We start from the raw sequence: 22,794 nt of genomic DNA on the forward strand, positions 1-22,794 counted from the left end.
CATGACCCTCGTTTCAAGTAACAGAAAAGCCTACCGCGCCAGCATCGTGCACAGCCTTGCCGACCCCGCCGAAGTGGGCGTCGAAAACTCCTGCGAATATTTCGCCGACGGCCTGCTGCTGATCGAAGACGGCAGGATCAAGGCCGTAGGCCATGCTGCCGATCTGCTGGATACCCTGGGCAGCGATGTGGAATTGATCGAGTATCAGGACGCGCTGATTACTCCGGGCTTTATCGACACCCATATTCACCTGCCACAAACCGGCATGATCGGCTCCTATGGCGAGCAGTTGCTGGACTGGCTCGACACTTACACCTTCCCTTGTGAACGTCAGTTCGCCGACCCGGCCCATGCCGCCGAAGTGGCGGATATCTTCCTCAAGGAACTGCTGCGTAACGGCACCACCACGGCTCTGGTTTTCGGCAGCGTACACAAGGAGTCGGTAGAAGCCCTGTTCAGCGCCGCCCGGCAACTGAACCTGCGCATGATCGCCGGCAAGGTGCTGATGGACCGCAACGCACCTGACTATCTGGTGGATACCGCCGAGTCCGGCTATACGGACAGCAAGGCCCTGATCGAGCGCTGGCACGGTGAAGGCCGTCTGAGCTACGCCGTAACACCACGTTTCGCGCCCACCAGCACACCGGAGCAACTGACCCTGGCCGGTAAACTGCTGAGCGAGTATCCAGATCTGTACATGCAGACGCATATCAGCGAAAACCTGCAGGAAATCGAATGGGTCAAGGCCCTGTTCCCGGAGCGCAAGAATTATCTGGATGTGTACGACCATTTCCAGTTGCTGGGCGAACGCTCGGTATTCGCCCATGGCGTACACCTGTGCGACGAGCAGTGTGCACGGCTGGCAGAAACCGGCTCGGCCATTGCGTTCTGTCCGACCTCCAACCTGTTTCTGGGCAGTGGCCTGTTCGATCTGCCGAAGGCTGAAAGGCACGGAATCAACGTCGGGCTAGGCACCGACGTGGGCGGCGGCACCAGCTTCTCGATCCTGCAGACCCTCAACGAAGCCTATAAGGTCATGCAGATGCAGGGCGCGAGGCTCAGCCCTTTCAAATCGCTGTATCTGGCGACATTGGGCGGCGCACGGGCGCTGCGACTGGATGACCGGATCGGCAGCCTGAAGCCCGGCAATGAAGCGGATTTTCTGGTACTGGATTACAACGCCACGCCACTGCTGGCTTATCGGCTGAAGCAAGCCAGGGACATTGCCGAAATCCTGTTCGTGCTGATGACTCTGGGGGATGACCGCACGGTTCGACAGACCTGGGCGGCCGGGGAGTTGGTGCACGAGCGAGAGGGGTGATGGCTGGCCTTTTCGCGGATAGATCCGCTCCTCTAAGGCTATGGGCTCATAACTCGTGGGAGAGGCCTTGGCCGCGACAGCAATGTGAAGCGTGCTGAAAATGTGTCCTCTGTTCAAGCAGGTCGTCGCGGCCAAAGCCCCTCACACAGGCATGTACGCCTTGACTGTTACGCCTTGCCCGACTTCTTCTTACCCTGCATCAGGTGCGAAAACACCGCATGCAGGTCATCGGATGCGCCCTCGTCGTCGAGGTTGAGCTTGCTGTCGATGTGGTCCATGTGATGCATCATCAATTCCACGGCCAGCGCGGCGTCACGCGCTTCGATGGCGTCGATCAAGCGGGCGTGTTCATCGTAGGAACAATGGGTGCGGTTGCCGTTTTCGTATTGGGCGATGATCAATGAGGTCTGCGAAACCAGGCTGCGCTGAAAGCTGATCAAAGGTGCATTCTTCGCGGCAACGGCCAGTTGCAGGTGGAACTCGCCGGACAGACGGATACCCGCGCCACGGTCCCCTCTGGCAAAGCTGTCGCGCTCGTCGCTGACCATCTGCCGCAATTCGGCCAGTTGCTCGGCAGTGGCGTGTTCGACCGCCAGTTCGGTAATGGCCTTTTCCACCATGCGCCGGGCAAAGAATACCTGGCGCGCTTCTTCGACACTGGGGCTGGCGACCACGGCTCCGCGATTGGGTCGCAGCAGCACCACACCTTCATGGGCCAGCCGCGACAGGGCGCGACGAATGATGGTGCGACTGACGCCAAAGATTTCGCCCAGTGCCTCTTCGCTCAGCTTGGTGCCCGGCGCCAGACGCTGCTCGAGAATCACCTCGAAGATATGTGCATAGACAATATCGTCCTGGGTTGCGTTACGCGCTGACTTGGCCACGCGTGGCTGTTTCTTCAGGGGCAGGGACTGTTCGTTCATGGGCACTCGTGCGCAAGTGGTTTACGGCGTAGGACGGGCGCATTGTACACAGTGCGCCACCACAAGGGCGTACCTTGCTCCGCGGGGGCAGCTCGCGGGCGACCATCAACTGCCACGATAGGTCGAGTAGCTGTAGGGCGAAACCAGCAGCGGTACATGATAGTGCTCCTGCGCCGCATCGATCCCGAAGCGCAGCACCACCACATCGAGAAAGGCCGGCTCAGACAGGGTCACGCCCCGTGCGCGGTAGTAATCGCCGGCATGAAACTGCAATTGGTAGACACCCGAGCGGTATTCGTCACCCTGCAACAGCGGTGCATCGCAACGACCGTCGCTGTTGGTCACCGCCGTAGCCACACGCTCCAGGCGCTCGCCTTCAACCCGATACAGTTCGACATGGATGCCATTGCCGGGGCAACCGTGCGCGGCGTCCAGCACATGCGTGGTTAACCGTCCCATTGATTCTGCACCTCGTTGAATGTCTGGATTACAGGCATGATGCACCATCAAGGTGCTTGCCCGGCTTGAACAGTGATCGATTAAGACACTTTTCAAAAAACTTGTACACAATAAAACCGGCAGCCGCCACTCGCAGAATTTGTCAGTGCAGCTTTAATACCGAAAACACTGAAGCAAAGGAAAGCATTGAGGTTTTTACCTTTAAGCTGACCAGTCAGGCAAGTTTATTGCATGAAAATTGCTATCGACCTGCGTCATATGCGGGGTTACAGTTTTGATATTACTTTGTATACAATCCGTGCAACGCGGTGATGCCGCCAGGCTTGTACCGCACCCTGACTTCACGCACATAAAGGAAGCCTGCTGTGAGCGCTGACTATCCACGGGACCTGATCGGTTACGGCAGCAATCCGCCCCACCCTCACTGGCCGGGCAATGCCCGCATCGCGCTCTCTTTCGTGCTCAATTACGAAGAAGGCGGCGAGCGCAACATACTGCATGGCGACAAGGAGTCCGAAGCCTTCCTCTCGGAAATGGTCGCGGCCCAACCGCTGCAAGGCCAGCGCAACATGAGCATGGAGTCGCTGTACGAATACGGCAGCCGCGCCGGTGTCTGGCGCATCCTCAAGCTGTTCAAACAGTTCGATATCCCGCTGACCATCTTTGCCGTGGCCATGGCTGCCCAGCGTCACCCGGACGTGATCCGCGCCATGGTCGCCGACGGCCATGAAATCTGCAGCCACGGCTATCGCTGGATCGACTACCAGTACATGGATGAAGCCCAGGAGCGCGAACACATGCTCCAGGCTATCCGTATCCTCACCGAAATCACCGGCGAACGCCCGCTGGGCTGGTACACCGGCCGCACCGGCCCGAATACCCGGCGCCTGGTGATGGAGGAAGGCGGCTTTCTCTACGACTGCGATACCTATGACGATGATCTGCCCTACTGGGAGCCGAACACCCCCACCGGCAAGCCGCATCTGGTGATTCCCTACACGCTGGACACCAATGACATGCGCTTCACCCAGGTGCAGGGCTTCAACAATGGCGAGCAGTTTTTCCAGTACCTCAAGGATGCTTTCGACGTTCTGTACGAAGAAGGTGCCGAAGCGCCGAAAATGCTTTCCATCGGTCTGCATTGCCGCCTGATCGGCCGCCCTGCCCGCCTCGCCGCGCTCAAGCGTTTTATCGAATACGCCAGGAGTCACGAGCAGGTCTGGTTCACACGGCGTGTCGATATCGCGCGGCACTGGCACACCCGACATCCGTTCAAGGCCGCGCAATGAGCCAGTTCCAGACACTGACACCTTCGTCCCTGAGCCGCGAAGCTTTCGTTGCGGCCTTTGCCGACATCTACGAGCACTCGCCCTGGGTCGCCGAAAAGGCTTTCGACCTGGGCCTGAGCCCCGAGCTGGATGAGGTCGAAAACCTGCATGCACGCATGAGCGAGATCCTGCTCGCTGCCGATCATGACCGGCAACTGGCGCTGATCAACGCTCACCCGGATCTGGCCGGCAAAGCCGCCATCCAGGGTGAACTGACCGAAGCCAGCACCAGCGAACAGGCAGGTGCCGGCATTCATCAATGCACAGCCGAAGAGTTCCAGCGTTTTACCGAGTTGAATCAGGCCTACAAGGCCAGGTTCGGCTTCCCGTTCATCATGGCGGTCAAGGGAAGCGACCGGCACAAGATCCTGGCGGCCTTCGAGCAGCGCATTCATCACTCGGCCGACGCCGAGTTCGCCTGCGCGCTGGCCGAGATCAACAAGATTGCCCTGTTTCGCTTGCTGACCCTGTAGACACTACCCAGCCCGTTCCTTCCAAGCCCATTGAGAAAGGCAGACAAAAAGAATGAAAGTTTACGCCGCACCGTTCGAGAAGTTCGTCAATCTGGCCGACGCACGCCTGGGGACCAAAGTCCTGTCCGTCACCGATGACTGGTTCGCCGATGCCAACCGCCTGTTCCAGCCTACTCCGGCAGTCTGGAAAGAAGGCGTGTTCGATGACAACGGCAAATGGATGGACGGCTGGGAGTCGCGGCGCAAGCGTTTCGAAGGCTATGACAGCGCGGTGATCCGCCTGGGCGTGGCGGGCACCATCAAGGGCGTGGATATCGACACCTCGTTCTTTACCGGCAACTTCCCGCCTTCGGCCTCTCTGGAAGCCTGCTTCCTGGCCTCGGGCGAGCCGGACGAAAACACTCAATGGGTCGAGGTGCTGCCTTCGGTCGAGCTGCAAGGCAACAGCCATCACTACCACGCAATCAGCAACGATCAGGCGTTCAGTCATCTGCGTTTCAACATCTACCCCGATGGCGGTGTGGCGCGTCTGCGTGTGCACGGCATTCCCTTCCGTGACTGGTCCGAAGTCAAGGAGGACGAGCAGATCGATCTGGTTGCAGCCCTCAATGGTGGCCGTGCGATTGCCTGCTCCGACGAACACTACGGCAGCATGAGCAACATTCTCAATCCGGGCCGTGGCGTGAACATGGGCGACGGCTGGGAAACCGCGCGCCGCCGCACACCGGGCAACGACTGGGTGATCGTCGCTCTGGGGCATCCGGGCGAAGTGGAGCGAGTGATCGTCGATACGCTGCACTTCAAGGGCAACTACCCGGACAGTTGCTCGATCCAGGGCGCCTTCGTCAAAGGCGGCACCGACAGCCAGATCGAAACCCAGAGCCTGTTCTGGCGCGAACTGCTGCCCAGCCAGAAACTGAGCATGCACGCCGAACATGAGTTCGCCGAGCAGATCAAGGCCATCGGCCCGATCACCCATATCCGCCTGAACGTATTTCCCGATGGTGGCGTGAGCCGCTTGCGGGTCCTGGGCAAAATAACCAAATAAACACACAACCCCGTAGCGAATGCTGATCAGCTAAGGTCATGAATCACTTTGTGGGAGGCAGCTTGCTGGCGAAAAGGCCTGAAAACCGGCAGATATCTACGTCTGTACGCGAAGTCGCCAGCCAACTGCCTCCCACAAGTTTTGTTATGCCTTGACTGAACGGCATTACCCCCACGGGTCCAGAGAGACTGTCATGCGCAAACTGATTATCGAGCCATTGACCAAGGAAGCCTTTGCACCGTTCGGTGACGTGATCGAAACCGATGGCAGTGCGCACTTCATGATCAACAATGGCTCGACCCAGCGCTTTCATCGTCTGGCCGAGGTGCAGACCGCTTCGCCCGACGACAAGGCAATCATCAGCATCTTCCGCGCCGAGGCGCTGGACATGCCATTGACCATTGCCATGCTGGAGCGCCATCCGCTGGGCAGCCAGGCGTTCATACCGCTGCTCGGCAATCCTTTTCTGATCGTGGTCGCGCCACTTGGCGATGCACCTGACTCGGAGCTGACCCGCGCCTTCGTTTCCAATGGCAGGCAGGGCATCAATTACCATCGCGGCGTCTGGCACCACCCGGTGCTGACGATCGAAAAGCGGGATGACTTCCTGGTGGTTGATCGCAGTGGAACCGGCAATAACTGCGATGAGCATTATTTTGAAGAGAGCCAGTTGATGGTGCTCGATCCCAACCAATAGGAAGGTCCCCGACATCCAGACTGGGGATTAAGGAAATACCATGCTGGCACATCTGATGGAATGGCTGAATCTGGGCGTGCGCTGGATTCACATGATTGTGGGCGTGGCCTGGATCGGCGCGTCTTTCTACTTTGTCTGGCTGGAAAACAACCTCAACCGCTCCAATCCCCGTGAGGGTCTTTCCGGAGACCTCTGGGCAATCCACGGTGGCGGCATCTATCACCTGGAAAAGTACAAGCTCGCGCCACCGACCATGCCCGAGAACCTGCACTGGTTCAAATGGGAGGCCTATTCGACCTGGCTGTCCGGGGTCGCGCTGCTGTGTGTGGTGTTCTACGCCAACCCGACCCTGTATCTGCTGGCGCCGGGCAGCAGCCTTTCGCCTGCCGCCGGCGTGCATATCGGCCTCGGTTCCCTGTTTGTCGGCTGGTTCGTCTACAGCTTTCTGTGCGACTCGGCCCTGGGCAAACGTCCTGCACTGCTGGGTGTAGTCCTGTTCGTGCTGCTGGTGGCGGCAGCCTTTGCCCTGAGCCAGGTGTTCAGCGGTCGTGGGGCCTATCTGCATGTGGGTGCCATCATGGGCACCATCATGGTCGGCAACGTGTTCCGCATCATCATGCCCGCCCAGCGCGCACTGGTGGCGGCCATCGCCGAGAACCGCACGCCGGACCCGGCCCTGCCTGCAAAAGGCCTGCTGCGTTCACGGCACAATAACTACTTCACCCTGCCGGTGCTGTTCATCATGATCAGCAACCATTTCCCCAGTACCTATGGCAGCCAGTACAACTGGCTGATCCTGGCGGCGATTGCCTTGCTGGCCGTGCTGGTGCGTCATTACTTCAATACCCGGCATGACAGCCACCGGTTCTTCTGGACCTTGCCATTTGCGGCGCTGGGCATGCTGTGCCTGGCCTATGTCACCGGGCCGTCGCAACCGCAGAAGGCTCATGATGCAGCGGCGAAAATCGAATATCAGCCATTACCCGGCACCGCCGTGGGCGGCTACAGGGCCGACGAAAAACGCCCCGAACCGGTTGCGGCACCCGCCCCCGCAGAAACGCCCAAGGTGGCCGGGATAGCGTTCGACAAGGTTCATGAAGTCATCAAGCAACGCTGCACTGTCTGCCATTCGGCCAACCCCACCAGCAACCTGTTCAGCACCGCGCCTGCGGGCGTGATGTTCGATACGCCAGAACAGATCCAGCTACTTGCACCGCGCATCAAGGCCCAGGCCATCACCGCCCCGATCATGCCTCTGGGCAACATCACCCAGATGACCCAGCAAGAACGGGACATGCTGGGTGCCTGGATCGATCAGGGGGCGAATCTGCGTTGAAAGGCAATGCCCAACACTTGAGGGAGGCAGCTTGCTGGCGAAAAAGACCTGAAACTGGCAGATATTCTGCGTCGTACGCTGAAGTCGCCAGCAAGCTGCCTCCCCCAAAGTCATTTATGACCTCAGAAGCGAAAAACGCCCCACTTTCGCCGCTCATGCTCCGCACTGGAGCACTTGAGCTGACACTCGCCACCCAGTATTCTCCGCCGCCGCTTTAAAAGCCGCCAATTGCCAGGCTGCAGCTGAAATTGTCCGCTCAGTCAGGTCCTGCCCACCGGAAGAATCATCAGAAACCGGCCATTGCCGAGCGTTTCAGGTATCGGCGCGGCTTTTTCACAAGGGTTGGCTCAGCTTTTGCTAAATCACGAAGCTGACCACGCAGACAATTTATTACAACCAGAGAAACGGCGTCACTCATAGAACGCCGACCTCGAAACCACTATCGATCTCAAGGGAGCACCCGCATGAACCGCACTTTTTCCAGCCTGTTACTGGCCGGTAGTCTGCTGGCCGCAGGCTCGGCCACAGCCGGCGATCTGTTGCAGTGGCAGAGCAACAGCCTGACTTATCTCAATGGTCGGGACTTCACGGTCAACCCGGAAATACAACAGACTTTCACCTTCGAACATGCGGATGCCTGGAAGTACGGCGACAACTTCTTCTTCGTCGACAAGATCTTCTACAACGGCAAGAAAGACGCGAACAGCGGCCCGAACACTTATTACGGCGAGTTCTCGCCACGCCTGTCGATGGGCAAGATCTTCGGCCAGAAGTTTGAGCTTGGCCCCATTTCGGACGTGCTGCTGGCGGCAACCTACGAGTTCGGCGAAGGCGATAACGAGTCGTACCTGATCGGTCCGGGCTTCGATCTGAACATCCCCGGCTTCGATTACTTCCAGCTGAACTTCTACCAGCGCCAGACCGAAGGCAATCGTCCGGGTGACGGCGTATGGCAGATCACGCCTGTATGGTCCTACACCATCCCGGCGGGCAAGTCCGATGTGGTGATCGACGGCTTCATCGACTGGGTCGTGGACAACGACAAGACCTCCCGCGGCACCTACCACGCCAACCTGCACATCAACCCGCAGATCAAATATGACCTGGGCAAGGCGCTGAACTTCCCCGAGAAAAAACTCTACGTCGGTATCGAGTACGACTACTGGAGCAACAAGTACGGCATCAAGGACACATCCTCCTTCGATACCGACCAGAACACCGCAAGCCTGCTGGTCAAAGTGTTCTTCTGATCACAGCAGCCACCGGCGAGGCTGCACTGCGGTGCCGCCTCGCCAGCGTTGAAGAATTTCTTGCCCAATTGTTTTTTCACATATCGTTGACCGGTCATTGACCTGTCGCAGCCTAATCTTCGGTCCAGTCCTCCCCTTGTGACGGCGACCGCCTTGAATACCCAATCGCTATACAACCAACTGGCCATTGCCAGTCACGCCGGCTACAGAAACCTTACCCACTACCCTAAACTGCTCTGGCTGTTGCCGCTGATGCTGGTGGCTCTGTGGCTGGGTTCCCGGATGTTGATGCCTTCTGGCCCACTCGACCTTTCACAAGGCCACAACCTGCGCAGGGCCGGCATTCTCGATCACTGGGCCAAGGGTGATCTGGTCGTGCTGGTGCGTCATGCCGAGCGTTGCGATCACTCGACCAATCCCTGCCTTGGCCCACCCGATGGCATTACCCGCAAAGGCCAGCTCGTCGCTCAGGAACTGGGCAATTCGTTCAGAGCCCTGGATCTGAGCCACACGAACATTTTCAACAGTCCCCTGCTGCGCACGGCCCAGACCGCAAGCTTTGCGTTCAAAGGCGCAAGCATCCCTCAGGACTGGCTGTTCAACTGCCGCCGCACCATGCTGGAAGACATGCAGCAACACAAAGTCGACCAGCGAAACATGGTGCTGATCACTCACAGCGAGTGTTTCAACCAGTTGGAAAAATCTCTGAACATCTCGGCACGCACCGTACCCGCTTATGGCAGCGCCCTGTTCGTGACCATTGACCCCAAGGATAAAAGCGCCAGGATTCTGGGCTTTCTCGATGCTCAGGACTGGAAGTCCGTCATACCGCAACATCCATAAGCCACCAGGAAATCCGGTACGTGAATACTTCCAGACAACGCTTCTACTTGATGAATGTCGGCCTGCCGCTATTGCTGGCAGTTCTGGTCTTTAGCGTCTTCGACCTGACCAACCTGGATGTCACCCTCAGCAACCTGTTGTACAACCCTGTGACCCAGGCCTTTCCGTTTCAGCACGACCGGCTTTTTGAAAACCTGACCCATCGCTGGCCACGGATCATTCCGAACTGGACAGGTGAACTGGCAATCACGGGGACGGCGCTTTCCTTTGTGTGGCCTCTATTGCAGGCCGCAAAAAATCAGCGCCTGATGGCAGTTCTGGAGAAACTTCGTCTCGTCACGGCGTTCAGGTTTCTTGCTCATCACCGCCGTGACTTAATCTTCGTTGTGGTTGCCTTCGCGATCACCACGGCCATGGTGCATTACCTGAAAAGCCACACCAGTGTTTACTGTCCGGTTGAAACGACCCTGTATGGCGGAATTCAGGAAAAGACCGAATGGTTCGAGAACTTCAACCTGCTGCATGAAGCCGGAAAGGGACGCTGCTGGCCGGGTGGCCACGCCTCAAGCGGTTTTACCCTGCTGGCGTTGTATTTCGTCGCCCGCCGCTACCGCTGGCGACATGCCCGCAAGTTGCTGGGCTGGGTTCTGCTGCTGGGCATGGTGTACGGCACCACACGGGTCCTGCAAGGCTGGCACTTCATGTCTCACACCTTCTGGTCCGGCATTCTGGTCTGGCTGACGATGCTGCTGACCGCCCTGTGCTTCTACGGGCGACCAGCACTTCAGGCATCGCTTGAGCCGGGCAACGATCCGCTCAGCCCCGAGCCGACTTCCAGACCTTGCCCGCCAGCGTCACCACTACCACCAATGCCGCTCCGGCAATGATGCCTGCAACGGCATCCAGCAGAGTCGGCACCACCATGGAGAAACCACCGACAGCACTGGCCGCGCTTTCGGTAATGCCTTCGACCCAGTGATGGGCGAACGGCAGGCCATGTACCAGAATGCCACCGCCGACCATGAACATGGCGGCGGTGCCGAGGATCGACAGCGCTTTCATCAGCACAGGGGCCAGCCAGAGCAGCCCGTTACCGATGCTTTGCGAAGCAGAACTGGCGCTCTTTTTCAGATGCAGGCCCAGGTCATCGAGCTTGACGATACCCGCCACCAGCCCGTAGACACCCACGGTAATCAGCACGGCAACTATCACCAGTACGCCCACCTGATCCAGAAACGGACGACTTGAAACCACACCCAGCGCCAGAACGATGATTTCCGCCGAAAGGATGAAGTCCGTGCGGATGGCGCCTTTGATCCGTTCCTTCTCGAAGGCCACCATGTCCGTGGAAGCATTGCCCACGGCCTGTTTGCGCTCTTCCTGCTCGTGCCCGGCGTCGGCATGCAGCCACTTATGGGCAATCTTCTCGGCCCCCTCGAAACACAGGTAGGCACCGCCAATCATCAACAGAGGCAGGATCGCCCAGGGCGCAAAGGCACTGATCAGCAACGCCGCAGGCACCAGAATCGCCTTGTTGAGCAAAGAACCCTTGGCCACCGCCCAGACCACCGGCAACTCACGATCGGCCGAAACGCCCGTGACTTGTTGCGCATTGAGGGCCAGGTCATCCCCCAGCACACCTGCCGTCTTTTTGGTGGCCAGTGCCACATCGTCGAGCAGGGTTGCGATGTCATCGAGCAGGGTCAGCAAGCTTCCAGCAGCCACAATCAATATCCTTTAACAATTGGAAAAACAAAAACGGTGCTTATTGAATCACAAGGCATGGCACATACACCCCGCCAATCAGTGTCTGACCGGCACAATCCGCTAACGTTTAATGCACTCGCTCAAGCGATCAGCGCCCCGCCCCGGGCTTGTGGCGCAAGTGTTGCATCGGGACGTCGGGCTATTGATCGCGATACCTACAACAAGGGGCTGTCATGCATATCGATTCGCAACGCGCACAGTGGTTGAAACCGACCTCTCAAGAGACGGGCGTCATCATCGTTTCCAATGCAGACCTGCCTCAATACCTCATCGATACGCTCAATACCGAAATCAGTGACTGGGAACAGGTGGCCTATCTGGTCATCAGGCAATCGACCCAACTGGAAGAAGAATGGCTCGACGCTGAAAACCGTGCCTTCAGTGCGCAAAAGCCTTCGAACTGCGAAGCCAATGGCTTGTTGAGTTCAATCCCCAAGACCTGCCATCTGCTGGATGTGGAAGCCAGCCATCGGGCGCATCTGTCCTGGCTGGGTTCGGTGTGCGGGCACAAGCTGCACTTCTTTGAGCTGGAGAAGCTGGAGGAACAGACCCCGTCCAAAGCCTCGATGGACTCACAGGTAGAAGAAATCCTCGCGGCGACCCGGCATCTGGTGAAGAACTACCTGCAGGATCATTTCATGTCGCCCTATTGAGCCTGCCTACATCGGGATCTGAGTGGTGGACAGCACCTGACGCAACCCCATGAAGGAGCGGATCTGTCTGACGCCCGGCAGATACAGCAACTGCTCGGCATGCAGTCGGTTGAAGCTCTGGCTGTCTTTGGTGCGCAGCAACATGAAATAGTCGAACTCGCCGGTCACCACATGAAACTCCATGCAGCCGGAGACCTTCTGCGCCGCCTCCTCGAACTGGGCGAATGACTCAGGGGTCGAGCGATCCAGTACCACGCCAATCAGTACCACCATCCCCGCATCCAGCGCTTCGCTGTTGAGCAAGGCAACCACGCCTTTTATGACGCCCGCTTCCTTGAGCCGTTCGACACGCCTCAGACAGGCCGGCGCGCTCAATTTGACCTTTTCGGCCAACGCCACATTGGAAATGGACGCATCGCGCTGCAGGGTCTTGAGGATGGCCCGGTCGATTCTGTCCAGCAGCGGTGCGAGCGCGGCATCCGGCTTCTTGCTGCGTTCATTTATTGCTTTCATAGGTATTTTTTAGAAATTAAATTAGTTTTCAGTTATCCGAGACTAACTTTCATTTCCTAAATAGACAATTCTTTGCAACCACGATTATCGAGCGATTTTCTATGATGAATCCATCGCAAGCACGTTGATGACGCGCTGGATACTTCTTCCCATGGAGACTCGATATGAACCTGAGCAAATTCAAGCGCTATCCCCTGACCTTCGGCCCTTCGCCCATTACACCGCTCAAGCGGCTGAGCGAGCATCTGGGTGGCAAGGTCGAGCTGTATGCCAAACGCGAAGACTGCAACAGCGGCCTGGCATTCGGCGGGAACAAGACGCGCAAGCTGGAATACCTCATTCCGGAAGCCATCGAGGGCGGCTATGACACGCTGGTGTCCATCGGCGGTATCCAGTCCAACCAGACCCGCCAGGTGGCAGCCGTTGCCGCACACCTGGGCATGAAGTGCGTGCTGGTCCAGGAAAACTGGGTGAACTACTCCGATGCGGTATACGACCGTGTGGGCAATATCGAGATGTCGCGGATCATGGGTGCCGATGTGCGCCTGGATTCGGCAGGCTTCGATATCGGCATTCGCCCGAGCTGGGAAAAGGCCATGGCCGATGTGGTCGACAATGGCGGCAAGCCGTTCCCGATTCCGGCAGGTTGTTCGGAACACCCTTATGGCGGCCTGGGCTTCGTGCGTTTCGCCGATGAGGTGCGCCAGCAGGAAGAAGAACTGGGCTTCAAGTTCGATTACATCGTCGTCTGCTCGGTCACCGGTAGCACCCATGCGGGAATGGTGGTGGGCTTCGCCGCCGATGGCCGCGCACAACGGGTCATCGGTATCGATGCTTCGGCCAAACCGGATCAGACCCGCGAACAGGTACTGCGCATTGCCCAGAACACCGCAAAGCTGGTGGAACTGGGCCGTGAAATCACTGCCGACGACGTAGTGCTCGATACCCGTTACGCCTACCCGGAATACGGCCTGCCCAACGAAGGCACCCTGGATGCAATCCGCACCTGCGCCCGTCTGGAAGGCGTGCTGACCGACCCGGTCTACGAAGGCAAATCCATGCACGGCATGATCGACATGGTCCGCAACGGCGAATTCCCCGAGGGTTCGAAAGTGCTTTACGCACACCTGGGCGGCGTACCGGCACTCAATGCCTACAGCTTCCTGTTCAAGGATGGCTGATCGGACTTAATGGCGAGACATACTTACTTGTGGGAGGGGCCTTGGCCGCGACAGCTGTGTGAAGTGCACTGAAGATGTATTGCCTTCACAGGTCGTCGCGGCCAAGGCCCCTCCCACGGGTAAACCAGCCTCTTGATCACACAAGGCCTCGGCATTGAGCCTTGCGCGAAGCCGGTGCTACCATGCGCGCCCGCCGTGCAGGAATCCGGTCATGAGCAGTATTCGCGAGCGCAACAAAGAACTGATCCTGCGCGCGGCCAGCGAAGAGTTCGCCGAAAAGGGGTTCGCCGCCACCAAGACCGGCGATATCGCGGCCAGGGCCGGGCTGCCCAAACCCAACGTCTATTACTACTTCAAGTCCAAGGACAACCTCTATCGCGAGGTGCTGGAAAGCATCATCGGGCCAATCCTGCAGGCCTCGACACCTTTCAATCCCCTGGGCGTCCCCACTGAAGTACTGAGCAGCTATATCCGCTCGAAAATGCGCATATCCCGCGACCTGCCCTTCGCCTCGAAAGTGTTTGCCAGCGAGATCATGCACGGCGCGCCCCACCTGACATCCGAGCAGATCGAGCAGTTGAACGGTCAGGCCCGGCACAATATCGAGTGCATCCAGGCCTGGATCGACAGCGGACAGATTGCACCTCTGGACCCTCACCACCTGATGTTCACCATCTGGGCCGCGACCCAGACCTATGCCGACTTCGACTGGCAGATATCGACGGTTACCGGCAAGGACAGGCTTGAAGACGATGATTACGAAGCGGCGACCCGGACCATTCTGAGGCTGGTGCTCAAGGGGTGTGAGCTGGATTGAGGTGCGAGGGAATCAGGCGGTGCTCCCGGCAGTTTGATCCAGAAAGCAAAAAACCCGCCGAAGCGGGTCGTTTTGCACACAATACCATCCCGACATCCTGTCAGTAGCCTCCTGGCAATGGCCGATCTTCCCTTATCGCTGCATCGATCCTTCGCTGCAGTTGTTGAATTGGATCCTACATTTGCGATGATGCCCGGCATAGAGCCAATTGCGCCTGTTGGTGTAAGCATTTGGCTATATGCAGCCGACGTCTAAAAAAACGTGACTGTTGTCTCAGATTTAGTCATGTTACGCCGACATCATGAAGATAAAGTTGAGAGTCAGCGCAAGGATCTGCCTGATGACTCATAAAAAAAGAAAAAACAACGAATTAGGGTGAACATCATGAATATGCGCAGCTTATCCATCAGCCGCCGTCTCTGGCTGATTCTCATTGTCTCTGTGCTCATGCTTTTTGTGCTTGCGGCCGCCATGCTCAAGCAGATTCATGATGATCTTTATATGGCCAAGGCCGAGAAAACCACACATGTGGTCCAGACAGCCAGCGGTATTCTGAATTACTACCAGGGGCTGGAAGCCGCTGGCACCCTCACCCGCGAAGCCGCGCAACAGCAGGCTCTCAACACCATCAAAGCCCTGCGTTACGGCCAGAACGACTATTTCTGGATCAACGATCTGCGCCCGGTGATGGTCATGCACCCCGCCAACCCCAAGCTCGATGGCCAGGATCTGTCGGGCGTGAAAGACCCGGACGGTTTTGCGCTGTTCAACGAAATGGTGGCCGTGGCCAAGAGCAAGGGGGCCGGGCTGATTCACTACCGCTGGCCAAAACCGGGTGCCAGCGAACCCGTGAAGAAGACGTCTTATGTGCAGTTGTTCCAGCCATGGGGCTGGATCATCGGCTCGGGCGTGTACGTCGATGATGTGGCTGCCGAGTTCAAACAACAGATGTGGCAGGCCATCATGTTCAGTGTCGGCATTGTGCTGGTCTTGGCGCTGCTGGTAACCCTGATTCTGCGCAGCATCGTTCTGCCTTTGCGCCTGACGGTCAGTGCCATGGCCAATATCGCCAGCGGGGAAAGCGACCTGACCCGCACCCTGGAAACCCAGGGCCACGATGAAATCACCGAACTGGGCAAGCATTTCAATGCCTTTACCGCCAAGCTGCGCAACGTGGTCATGCAGTTGCAGTCTTCGGCGGTGGATCTGGGTCAGGCCTCTACCGATCTGGGCAACAGTGCCGAGCAGGCTCAGGCACGCAGCCAGCAACAGTCCCAGCAAATGGATCTGGTGGCAACCGCCGTCAATGAGGTGACGTATGGCGTGCAGGACGTGGCCAAGAACGCCGAACACGCCGCCAGCGAAATGCGCGATGCCGAGTCTCAGGCTCAGCAGGGTCAGGTGAACATCGATAACAGCCTGCGCCAGATCGATCATCTGTCGGGCACCATCGGCCAGGCCGTGGAAGTGATGCAGACCCTGGCCAGCGAAAGCACGCAGATTGGTGGCGTACTGGAGGTCATCAGCTCGATTGCCGAACAGACCAACCTGCTGGCCCTCAACGCAGCCATTGAAGCGGCCCGGGCCGGAGAACAGGGTCGTGGCTTTGCCGTGGTGGCCGACGAGGTACGCCTGCTGGCTCAGCGGACCCAGAAGTCCACGGCCGAGATCCAGGGCATGATCGAACGTCTGCAGCGCCACTCCGACGCCGCAGTCAAGGTGATCGGCGACAGCAGCCGTTCCTCGCAACTGACCATCGAGCAGGCCAATCAGGCCGGCCAGAGCCTGACCTCCATCAGCCAGGCCTTGCGCAACCTCAACAGCCTCAATGCCTCGATTGCCAGCGCTACCTTGCAGCAATCCCATGTGGTCGACGACATCAACCAGAACGTCACTCAGGCCGCGCAACTCTCCCAGGGCACGGCTCTTGCGGCCGAGCAGTCCACCGCTGCCAGCCAGCATCTGCGGGGCTTGAGCGAACAGTTGAATGGTTTGCTGAAACAATTCCGCGTTTAACTCGCGATGTTCGACAGGCTGCACGGAACCTCGTGCAGCCTTTGTTGCCTGAGGCCTGTCCATTTATTGCAGGGGGTCGTATGCGCACGCTGGAACTGGCAGGTCAAAGCGTCCCGGTGCTGGGTCAGGGCACCTGGCATATGGGTGAAGTCAGTCATCAGCGCTCGGCGGAAATCGCCGCGCTGTGCATGGGCATCGAACAGGGCATGACCTTGATCGACACCGCCGAGATGTATGCCGACGGCGGCGCCGAAGAAGTGGTCAGGCAAGCCATTGCCGGACAACGCGACAAGGTGTTCGTGGTCAGCAAGGTCTACCCGTTCAACGCCAGCCGCCAGGGCATCCCCAAGGCCTGTGAAGCCAGCCTGCGGCGGATGAACACCGACTACATCGATCTTTATCTGCTGCACTGGCCGGGCGAATACCCGCTGGGCGAAACCGTCGAGGCTTTCGAGCGCCTGCGCGAGGCTGGCAAGATCGGCAGTTGGGGCGTCTCCAATTTCGATGTATCGAACATGATGGAACTGGACAACCCACGCTGCGCCACCAATCAGGTGCTGTACAACCCCGAGCAGCGTGGCATCGAGTTCGACCTGCTGCCCTGGGCCAACGACCGGCATTTGCCGCTCATGGCGTACTGCCCGATCGGCCAGGCGGGCGACCTGCTCTACCACCCTGCCCTGCACGAAGTCGCCAATCGTCACAGCGCCACACCGGCACAGATCAGCCTGGCCTGGGTGCTGCGCCAACCGAACATGATCGCCATTCCCAAGGCAACCAATCCCGAGCACATACGCCTCAATGCCGAGGCTGAAAAAATCGTCCTGACGGCTCAGGATCTGGCCGATCTGGACCGGGCCTGGCCGGTTCCGACACGCAAGCGCCCATTGGCAATGGTCTAGGCGTCAAACCTGGAAACAGCCCGCAACATTCCGTCACAAATATGTAATGACGGCTTGTCATGATGCGCGCTTGACCTCCCCGCTCCGGGCAGGCTTGCACGTGGAAAGCCATGAACCACAGCATTGCGCGTCATCAGGATTCAGACCTTTTCGGCCTGCTTTATGGATTTCGCTTCTGTCCGGGCGAGCGGGGTCGGGAAATCGACTCTGCCGCCGTCATGGATTACCTGCAAAGCCCCCCGGACAACGACGATTTCATCTGGCTGCACCTGAACCTGTCCCACGCGGCCTGCGAGCGCTGGATGAAGACCCATCTGGAACTGCCGGAAGAGTTTTTCGAGGCGCTGAACGAAGGCTCGCGCTCGACCCGGATCGAGCATATCGACTCGGCCCTGCTGGCCGTGGTCAACGATGTGGTGTTCGACTTCAACATGCTGTCGACCGATATCTCGACCCTGTGGGTCTGCACACGCAGCCATATGCTGATCACCGCACGCCTGCAACCCTTGCGCTCGGTCGACAAACTGCGTTCCGCGGTCAAGCGTGGCGAACAGTTCCACTCGCCGCTGGAGTTGCTGGCTCACTTGCTGAGCGATCAGGGCGAAGTACTGACCCAGTTTCTGCGCAAGACCAGCATCAGCGTCGACAGGATCGAAGACCAGTTGCTGTCCCAGCGCCTGAGCAACAACCGCTCGGAACTCGGGGCCATGCGCCGGGTGCTGGTACGCCTGCAACGACTGCTGGCGCTGGAGCCCGGTTCGCTGATGCGCCTGCTGCACCGCCCGCCGCACTGGCTGCGCGAAGAAGACATGCAGGCCCTGCGTCAATCCACGGAGGAGTCGGCCCTGGTCATCAGCGACCTGACAGCCCTGGGCGAGCGCATCAAGCTGTTGCAGGAAGAAATCGCTGCCAACCTCAACGAACAAAGCAGTCGTACCCTCTTCACCCTGACCGTGGTCACGGTGCTGGCCCTGCCCATCAACATCGTCGCCGGTTTCTTCGGCATGAATGTCGGCGGCATCCCGCTGGCCACCGACCCGGAAGGCTTCTGGATACTGGTGGCGCTGGTCGCGACCTTTACCCTGATTGCCGGACGCTGGGCGTTTCGCAAGCGTGGGGATTACTGAGGGTCCGCTGGCACCTCGCCTTCGGATTGAGTATCGATACTGACCACCACCGACATTCCCGGCCTCAGGCGTTCGGCCTCTGGCTGATCGGGGTCGACGATGATGCGTACCGGTATGCGCTGGGAGATCTTCACAAAGTTGCCTGTGGCGTTATCGGCAGGCAGCAGGCTGAATTCCGAACCGGCGGCAGGCGATATACGCTGAACACGTCCTGTAAGCCGGACGTTGTTCAGAGCATCGACGGTAAAGCTCACCGACTGGCCGAGGCGCACATTGGCCATCTGGGTTTCCTTCATGTTGGCGATGATCCACAACCGGTTGGGGACCAGCGCCATCAATTGGGCACCCGAGTTCACATAAGCCCCCAGACGCACGCCGATCTGCCCCAATTGCCCGTCGCGAGGCGCCAGGATGCGGGTATTGTCCAGGTCGATGCGTGCCAGTTCGATGGCAGCCTGCGCATTTTCCACCGAGGCCTGCAGCGAATCGCGATTGATGATCACGGTCTGCAGGTCTTCCCGGGCGATCTGCAATGCGGCCCTGGCTTCAGCCACTGCCGCAATGGCCTGGGCATCGGCGGCGCGGGTCACGTCCAGTTCGCTGCGCGATACCGAGCCGTCCGTCACCAGTGCCTGATTGCGGCGCAGGTCTGCTGCGCTCTTGTTGCTCTGGGCGATGCTGCTCTGCAACGCGGCCTGGCGCTGGCCGATGGTCGCCTCGGCACTGCGCCGTTGTTGCAGGTTATTGGCCAGCGAGGCTTTCTGCACCGCCAGTTGCGCCACGGCCCGTTCCAGATTTTGCCGGTAGATGCGGTCATCCAGGCGCACCAGCAAGTCACCGGCCTTGACGAACTGGAAGTCCTGGACCGGCACTTCATGCACGTAGCCGCTCAATTGCGGACCAATGAGGGTTGTCTGGCCACGCACCTGGGCATTTTCGGTGCTCTGGATCGGGCTGGTGAACGGTGGCAGCTCCCAGGCGTACAGCACGATCAGGACACCCGCCAGGGCAATACCGGCAAAGATCGCCGACGAAATGATGCGCTTGCGCCTCGAGCGCGGCTCGCTGGTGGGCGGCGTGGTCACCGGTGGCGGCGGTGGCGTATCGGGGGCCTGAATGGACTCATCGTTGTCTTCAGTGCGGGATGATGCTTTGTCAGGCTGGTTCGGTTCATTCATGAAGAGGTGGCGCCACGGCTGGGGACGGAAGGTGGTGTGATTGGCGATGCAATAGGCTGGGTCGTCATCTTCAGCCACAGTACGCGGGCTGAAATCCAGATCATCGTCAGGACGGCGATCACAGCAATCAGCATGAAGACATCGTTATAGGCCAGGACATTGGCTTCGCGTGTGGCCAGGGTCGACAGCGAGCGGATGCCCTGGGTCGTGCGCAGTGCGGGGTCGGCAATGGTCGAGGCGTAACCGGCAGCAGCGCTTTGCAGACGGGACTGCACCAGCGGATCGATCAGGGTCAGGTGTTCGACCAGATGGCTGGAATGAAACTTCTCGCGCATGACCTGGAACGTGCCCAGAACAGCAGCACCGATCAACCCGCCGATATTCTGGGTGATCCCGAACAGAACAGAAAAACTCACCATATTGCGCGGGTTGGCGATGACACCGCTGATGCCCAGTACCAGAGTCGGCCCCAGAAAAAACGTCCCGCCGAAGGCCAGCAGGAACTGGCTGAAGTACATGTTCGATTGCCGGGTCAGACTGGTGGAGCCACTGTCCATCCAGGCACCCACCGCCATCATGGCCAGGGAAATCAGCAGCGGCTTGATCAGGTGCGCCGGATCGATGGTCAAGGCGCTGACGACCAGACCGGCAATGCTGCCCAGCAGCATGACCAGATAAAGGGTATGCAACTGCTCGCTGCCCATGTTCAGGGTCTGCAGAAAACCCACAGCCCCGGTGGACTGCTCCGACAGCACGATGCGAAACAGGATCACTGCCAACCCCAGACGCAGGATTGCGCCACTGCCCAGCCAACGGGTAATCAGCAACGGGTTGCTGCGGTTGTGCTCGATGGCCAGCCCCGCACAGATCAAGACGATGGAAGCAGCCGATGCAATGCCTATCCAGGGCTCTTCCAGCCACCACTCGATACGCCCCAGCGACAGCACCGCGCACAACAGGGCGAAACCGCTGGCCAGCAGGCTGAAGGTCAGGAAATCGAGCTTTTCAAATGCCTTGAAGCGATCACCCGGCGGCAGCTTGAGCAGCAGCACGCAACCCAGCGAAAGCAGGGCCATGCCCAGTTCGAACAGGTACAGGCCTCGCCACTCGGCAATCTGCAACAGGTCTTCGGACACCAGACGCGCCAGCGGCGTCGCCAGTTGGGCGGTCCCCAGCCCGAGCACCAGCGCCTTGAGCCGCCATTTCTGGGGGAAAGCCTGGATCATGTAATACAGCCCCAGGGTGCTGAGCGCAGCGCCCACCATGCCATGGGCTGCACGCACCGCCACCGCCGACTCGATGTCATTGACGAACAGGTGGGCCAGGGTCACCAGCGAATAGAGCACCAGAAACAGTTCGGTAAAGGCACGCAGGCCGAATTGCTGGCGAAACTTCACCAGCAACAGGTTCATCGACACGTTGGTCATGACATAGGCCGCCGGCAACCAGGCGATGTCCGCCGAAGTTGCGCCCAGTGCGCCTTGCAGATAAGGCAGATTGGCCACCACCAGCGCATTGCCCAGGCCACCGGTCAGGGCAACGATCACGCCGACCAGCGCAAAGGCCCAGCGCTTGCGCGTGGGATGCAGAGGCGTGGACGGCGAGCCCGGCATGGTCGGCCGCTCGTGGGGCTGCCACTGGCGGGGAGCGTATTTGTCGTTCATGAATTCCTTTCTGGGGGTTCGCGAATGAATTCGCTCCTACACAGAGCAAATTTATTCGCGAAAGGTCCGGACAAACGCTGGAAAATCGCCACTTCAGTCTATGCTTAAGCGCAATTTTGCTTTGCTCATTGGCGCTGTTAGGATCTGCTTCACGCTAAAAATAATAAGTAGAAGAAGAGCAAACGAACAAGGAGTTCAGAATGAGTTCACAGGTGTCACCCGCTCTCTCGGTTCGCAAGCCCAGTCAGAAGCCGATTCTGGTGGAGGTCCGCAATCATATCGGCCATCTCACCCTCAATCGCCCCGCCAGCCTGAACGCCATCGATCTGGACATGATCCGCACCCTGCAGCGCCAGCTCGATGTCTGGGCCGAAGATCCCCAGATATATGCCGTGGTATTGCGCGGTGCAGGCGACAGGGCGTTCTGTGCCGGCGGTGACATCCGCTCCCTGTATGAAACCTACAAGAGTGGTCAGAGCCAGCACCAGACATTCTTCGTCGAGGAATATGCCCTGGATCTGACGATCCACGCTTACCGCAAACCGGTGCTGGCCCTGATGGATGGCCTGGTGCTGGGCGGCGGCATGGGACTGGTGCAGGGTGCCGATCTGCGGGTGGTGACCGAGCGTAGCCGGCTGGGCATGCCGGAAGTGGCCATCGGCTATTTCCCGGATGTAGGCGGCAGTTATTTCCTGTCTCGCATACCCGGCGAGCTGGGGACCTACCTGGGAATCAGCGGCGTGCAGATCGAGGCAGCCGATGCCCTGTACTGCGGCCTTGCCGACTGGTCCATGAACAGCAGCATGCTGCCTCGACTGGACCACATGCTCGATCACCTGAAATGGAAATCCACTCCCCTCAAGGATCTGCAGGGAGCCATGGCCAAGCTGGGCACCCAGCGCCTGCCCTCTCCCCCGCTGGAAGCCCTGCGACCGGCCATCGACCACTTCTTCGGTTTGCCGGACCTGCCCGGCATCATCGAACAGTTGCAGCAGGTGACCATCGCCGACACTCATCAATGGGCCTTGAACACCGCCGACCTGATGCACAGCCACTCGCCCCTGGCCATGGCTGTGACGCTGGAAATGATCCGACGCGGTCGGCATCTGTCCCTGCAAGCCTGCTTTGCCATGGAACTGCACCTGGATCGTCTGTGGTTCGAGCATGGCGATCTGATCGAAGGCGTACGTGCCCTGATCATCGACAAGGACCGCAAGCCGCAGTGGAACCCTCCCAGCGTGCAGGCGCTGGACGCCGGGCATGTGCAGCGTTTCTTCAGCAGTCTGGAGGTGTAGGTC

General features: G+C 59.1%; 22 protein-coding genes. 16 read left to right on the top strand and 6 right to left on the bottom strand.

Annotated features, from left to right (window positions below; genetic code table 11):
* Position 1 precedes the first annotated feature (1 nt).
* Positions 2-1,321: a guanine deaminase gene (guaD, locus tag JSY17_RS14620; protein WP_206402199.1), complete on the top strand. Its 1,320-nt coding sequence runs from the start codon at positions 2-4 to the stop codon at positions 1,319-1,321.
* Between the two features lie 167 nt (positions 1,322-1,488).
* Here the strand turns inward: guaD and JSY17_RS14625 are convergent, their stop codons facing one another.
* Positions 1,489-2,244, bottom strand: coding sequence for a GntR family transcriptional regulator (locus JSY17_RS14625; protein ID WP_117183289.1), 756 nt, complete (start codon positions 2,242-2,244; stop codon positions 1,489-1,491).
* A 105-nt stretch (positions 2,245-2,349) separates the two neighbouring features.
* Positions 2,350-2,703 carry a hydroxyisourate hydrolase gene (gene uraH / locus JSY17_RS14630; protein WP_117183290.1) on the bottom strand — a complete coding sequence of 118 codons (354 nt, stop codon included), beginning with the start codon at positions 2,701-2,703 and terminating at the stop codon, positions 2,350-2,352.
* A gap of 365 nt (positions 2,704-3,068) precedes the next feature.
* Here uraH and puuE point away from each other — a divergent pair, with 365 nt between their 5' ends.
* From puuE to JSY17_RS14670, 8 genes are all read left to right on the top strand, one after another.
* Positions 3,069-3,992, top strand: a complete 924-nt coding sequence (gene puuE, locus JSY17_RS14635) for an allantoinase PuuE (protein ID WP_206402200.1) — start codon at positions 3,069-3,071, stop codon at positions 3,990-3,992.
* The gene (uraD, locus tag JSY17_RS14640) at positions 3,989-4,504 is read left to right on the top strand and encodes a 2-oxo-4-hydroxy-4-carboxy-5-ureidoimidazoline decarboxylase (RefSeq protein WP_117183292.1); all 516 of its coding nucleotides are present in this window, start codon (positions 3,989-3,991) and stop codon (positions 4,502-4,504) included. The genes puuE and uraD overlap by 4 nt, the downstream gene beginning before the upstream one ends.
* Before the next feature lie 52 nt (positions 4,505-4,556).
* Positions 4,557-5,552 carry an allantoicase gene (alc, locus tag JSY17_RS14645; protein WP_206402201.1) on the top strand — a complete coding sequence of 332 codons (996 nt, stop codon included), beginning with the start codon at positions 4,557-4,559 and terminating at the stop codon, positions 5,550-5,552.
* A gap of 193 nt (positions 5,553-5,745) precedes the next feature.
* On the top strand, positions 5,746-6,249 hold the full coding sequence (locus JSY17_RS14650; protein ID WP_201013184.1) for an ureidoglycolate lyase: 504 nt from the start codon (positions 5,746-5,748) through the stop codon (positions 6,247-6,249).
* A 40-nt stretch (positions 6,250-6,289) separates the two neighbouring features.
* Positions 6,290-7,585 carry a urate hydroxylase PuuD gene (locus JSY17_RS14655; RefSeq protein ID WP_117186215.1) on the top strand — a complete coding sequence of 432 codons (1,296 nt, stop codon included), beginning with the start codon at positions 6,290-6,292 and terminating at the stop codon, positions 7,583-7,585.
* Between the two features lie 464 nt (positions 7,586-8,049).
* Positions 8,050-8,835, top strand: coding sequence for an outer membrane protein OmpK (locus JSY17_RS14660; protein WP_117183295.1), 786 nt, complete (start codon positions 8,050-8,052; stop codon positions 8,833-8,835).
* Positions 8,836-8,988: 153 nt separating this feature from the next.
* Complete coding sequence (pmrG, locus tag JSY17_RS14665; RefSeq protein ID WP_206402202.1) at positions 8,989-9,678, top strand: lipopolysaccharide core heptose(II)-phosphate phosphatase PmrG; 690 nt, start codon at positions 8,989-8,991, stop codon at positions 9,676-9,678.
* Between the two features lie 20 nt (positions 9,679-9,698).
* Positions 9,699-10,565: a phosphatase PAP2 family protein gene (locus tag JSY17_RS14670; RefSeq protein WP_404823344.1), complete on the top strand. Its 867-nt coding sequence runs from the start codon at positions 9,699-9,701 to the stop codon at positions 10,563-10,565.
* Here JSY17_RS14670 and JSY17_RS14675 read toward each other — a convergent pair.
* Positions 10,495-11,403 carry a DUF808 domain-containing protein gene (locus JSY17_RS14675; protein ID WP_200999195.1) on the bottom strand — a complete coding sequence of 303 codons (909 nt, stop codon included), beginning with the start codon at positions 11,401-11,403 and terminating at the stop codon, positions 10,495-10,497. The two genes, JSY17_RS14670 and JSY17_RS14675, sit on opposite strands and share 71 nt — an antisense overlap.
* Before the next feature lie 215 nt (positions 11,404-11,618).
* Between JSY17_RS14675 and JSY17_RS14680 the strand changes: the two genes are divergently transcribed.
* Positions 11,619-12,098 (top strand): transketolase, encoded by a 480-nt coding sequence (locus JSY17_RS14680; RefSeq protein WP_206402204.1) that lies wholly within the window; start codon positions 11,619-11,621, stop codon positions 12,096-12,098.
* Between the two features lie 6 nt (positions 12,099-12,104).
* On the opposite strand, the gene JSY17_RS14685 is transcribed toward JSY17_RS14680, so the two are convergent.
* Complete coding sequence (locus JSY17_RS14685) at positions 12,105-12,611, bottom strand: Lrp/AsnC family transcriptional regulator (protein WP_117183301.1); 507 nt, start codon at positions 12,609-12,611, stop codon at positions 12,105-12,107.
* 164 nt (positions 12,612-12,775) lie between these two features.
* On the opposite strand from JSY17_RS14685, the gene JSY17_RS14690 reads away from it, so the two are divergent.
* From JSY17_RS14690 to JSY17_RS14710, 5 genes are all read left to right on the top strand, one after another.
* Entirely contained in the window at positions 12,776-13,792 is a 1,017-nt protein-coding gene (locus JSY17_RS14690) for a 1-aminocyclopropane-1-carboxylate deaminase (protein WP_117183302.1), read from the top strand.
* 211 nt (positions 13,793-14,003) lie between these two features.
* Entirely contained in the window at positions 14,004-14,609 is a 606-nt protein-coding gene (locus JSY17_RS14695) for a TetR/AcrR family transcriptional regulator (RefSeq protein ID WP_200999197.1), read from the top strand.
* A 384-nt stretch (positions 14,610-14,993) separates the two neighbouring features.
* A complete protein-coding gene (locus JSY17_RS14700; RefSeq protein WP_122372597.1) occupies positions 14,994-16,625 on the top strand; it encodes a methyl-accepting chemotaxis protein in 1,632 nt (543 codons plus the stop codon).
* An 80-nt stretch (positions 16,626-16,705) separates the two neighbouring features.
* Positions 16,706-17,527, top strand: coding sequence for an aldo/keto reductase (locus JSY17_RS14705; RefSeq protein WP_206402205.1), 822 nt, complete (start codon positions 16,706-16,708; stop codon positions 17,525-17,527).
* A 110-nt stretch (positions 17,528-17,637) separates the two neighbouring features.
* Positions 17,638-18,654 carry a transporter gene (locus JSY17_RS14710; RefSeq protein ID WP_117183018.1) on the top strand — a complete coding sequence of 339 codons (1,017 nt, stop codon included), beginning with the start codon at positions 17,638-17,640 and terminating at the stop codon, positions 18,652-18,654.
* Here JSY17_RS14710 and JSY17_RS14715 read toward each other — a convergent pair.
* A complete protein-coding gene (locus JSY17_RS14715) occupies positions 18,648-19,832 on the bottom strand; it encodes an HlyD family secretion protein (protein ID WP_122372596.1) in 1,185 nt (394 codons plus the stop codon). The two genes, JSY17_RS14710 and JSY17_RS14715, sit on opposite strands and share 7 nt — an antisense overlap.
* Positions 19,829-21,496, bottom strand: coding sequence for an MFS transporter (locus JSY17_RS14720; protein ID WP_117186207.1), 1,668 nt, complete (start codon positions 21,494-21,496; stop codon positions 19,829-19,831). The genes JSY17_RS14715 and JSY17_RS14720 overlap by 4 nt, the downstream gene beginning before the upstream one ends.
* Before the next feature lie 200 nt (positions 21,497-21,696).
* On the opposite strand from JSY17_RS14720, the gene JSY17_RS14725 reads away from it, so the two are divergent.
* Positions 21,697-22,791 (top strand): enoyl-CoA hydratase/isomerase family protein, encoded by a 1,095-nt coding sequence (locus JSY17_RS14725; RefSeq protein ID WP_117183021.1) that lies wholly within the window; start codon positions 21,697-21,699, stop codon positions 22,789-22,791.
* Positions 22,792-22,794: the final 3 nt, after the last annotated feature.

Origin of the sequence: Pseudomonas capsici (assembly GCF_017165765.1) — a bacterium.
Classification (GTDB): Bacteria; Pseudomonadota; Gammaproteobacteria; order Pseudomonadales; family Pseudomonadaceae; genus Aquipseudomonas; species Aquipseudomonas capsici.

What these genes read in the sequence shown, in the direction of transcription:
- JSY17_RS14705 (WP_206402205.1), top strand. Translation starts at nt 16,706, where the DNA reads ATGCGCACGCTGGAACTGGCAGGTCAAAGCGTCCCGGTGCTGGGTCAG.
- JSY17_RS14715 (WP_122372596.1), bottom strand. Translation starts at nt 19,832, where the DNA reads ATGAATGAACCGAACCAGCCTGACAAAGCATCATCCCGCACTGAAGAC.
- JSY17_RS14650 (WP_201013184.1), top strand. Translation starts at nt 5,746, where the DNA reads ATGCGCAAACTGATTATCGAGCCATTGACCAAGGAAGCCTTTGCACCG.
- JSY17_RS14725 (WP_117183021.1), top strand. Translation starts at nt 21,697, where the DNA reads ATGAGTTCACAGGTGTCACCCGCTCTCTCGGTTCGCAAGCCCAGTCAG.
- JSY17_RS14710 (WP_117183018.1), top strand. Translation starts at nt 17,638, where the DNA reads ATGAACCACAGCATTGCGCGTCATCAGGATTCAGACCTTTTCGGCCTG.
- JSY17_RS14680 (WP_206402204.1), top strand. Translation starts at nt 11,619, where the DNA reads ATGCATATCGATTCGCAACGCGCACAGTGGTTGAAACCGACCTCTCAA.
- JSY17_RS14695 (WP_200999197.1), top strand. Translation starts at nt 14,004, where the DNA reads ATGAGCAGTATTCGCGAGCGCAACAAAGAACTGATCCTGCGCGCGGCC.
- JSY17_RS14700 (WP_122372597.1), top strand. Translation starts at nt 14,994, where the DNA reads ATGAATATGCGCAGCTTATCCATCAGCCGCCGTCTCTGGCTGATTCTC.
- JSY17_RS14625 (WP_117183289.1), bottom strand. Translation starts at nt 2,244, where the DNA reads ATGAACGAACAGTCCCTGCCCCTGAAGAAACAGCCACGCGTGGCCAAG.
- alc (WP_206402201.1), top strand. Translation starts at nt 4,557, where the DNA reads ATGAAAGTTTACGCCGCACCGTTCGAGAAGTTCGTCAATCTGGCCGAC.
- uraH (WP_117183290.1), bottom strand. Translation starts at nt 2,703, where the DNA reads ATGGGACGGTTAACCACGCATGTGCTGGACGCCGCGCACGGTTGCCCC.
- uraD (WP_117183292.1), top strand. Translation starts at nt 3,989, where the DNA reads ATGAGCCAGTTCCAGACACTGACACCTTCGTCCCTGAGCCGCGAAGCT.
- JSY17_RS14685 (WP_117183301.1), bottom strand. Translation starts at nt 12,611, where the DNA reads ATGAAAGCAATAAATGAACGCAGCAAGAAGCCGGATGCCGCGCTCGCA.
- JSY17_RS14655 (WP_117186215.1), top strand. Translation starts at nt 6,290, where the DNA reads ATGCTGGCACATCTGATGGAATGGCTGAATCTGGGCGTGCGCTGGATT.
- JSY17_RS14690 (WP_117183302.1), top strand. Translation starts at nt 12,776, where the DNA reads ATGAACCTGAGCAAATTCAAGCGCTATCCCCTGACCTTCGGCCCTTCG.
- JSY17_RS14720 (WP_117186207.1), bottom strand. Translation starts at nt 21,496, where the DNA reads ATGAACGACAAATACGCTCCCCGCCAGTGGCAGCCCCACGAGCGGCCG.
- JSY17_RS14660 (WP_117183295.1), top strand. Translation starts at nt 8,050, where the DNA reads ATGAACCGCACTTTTTCCAGCCTGTTACTGGCCGGTAGTCTGCTGGCC.
- guaD (WP_206402199.1), top strand. Translation starts at nt 2, where the DNA reads ATGACCCTCGTTTCAAGTAACAGAAAAGCCTACCGCGCCAGCATCGTG.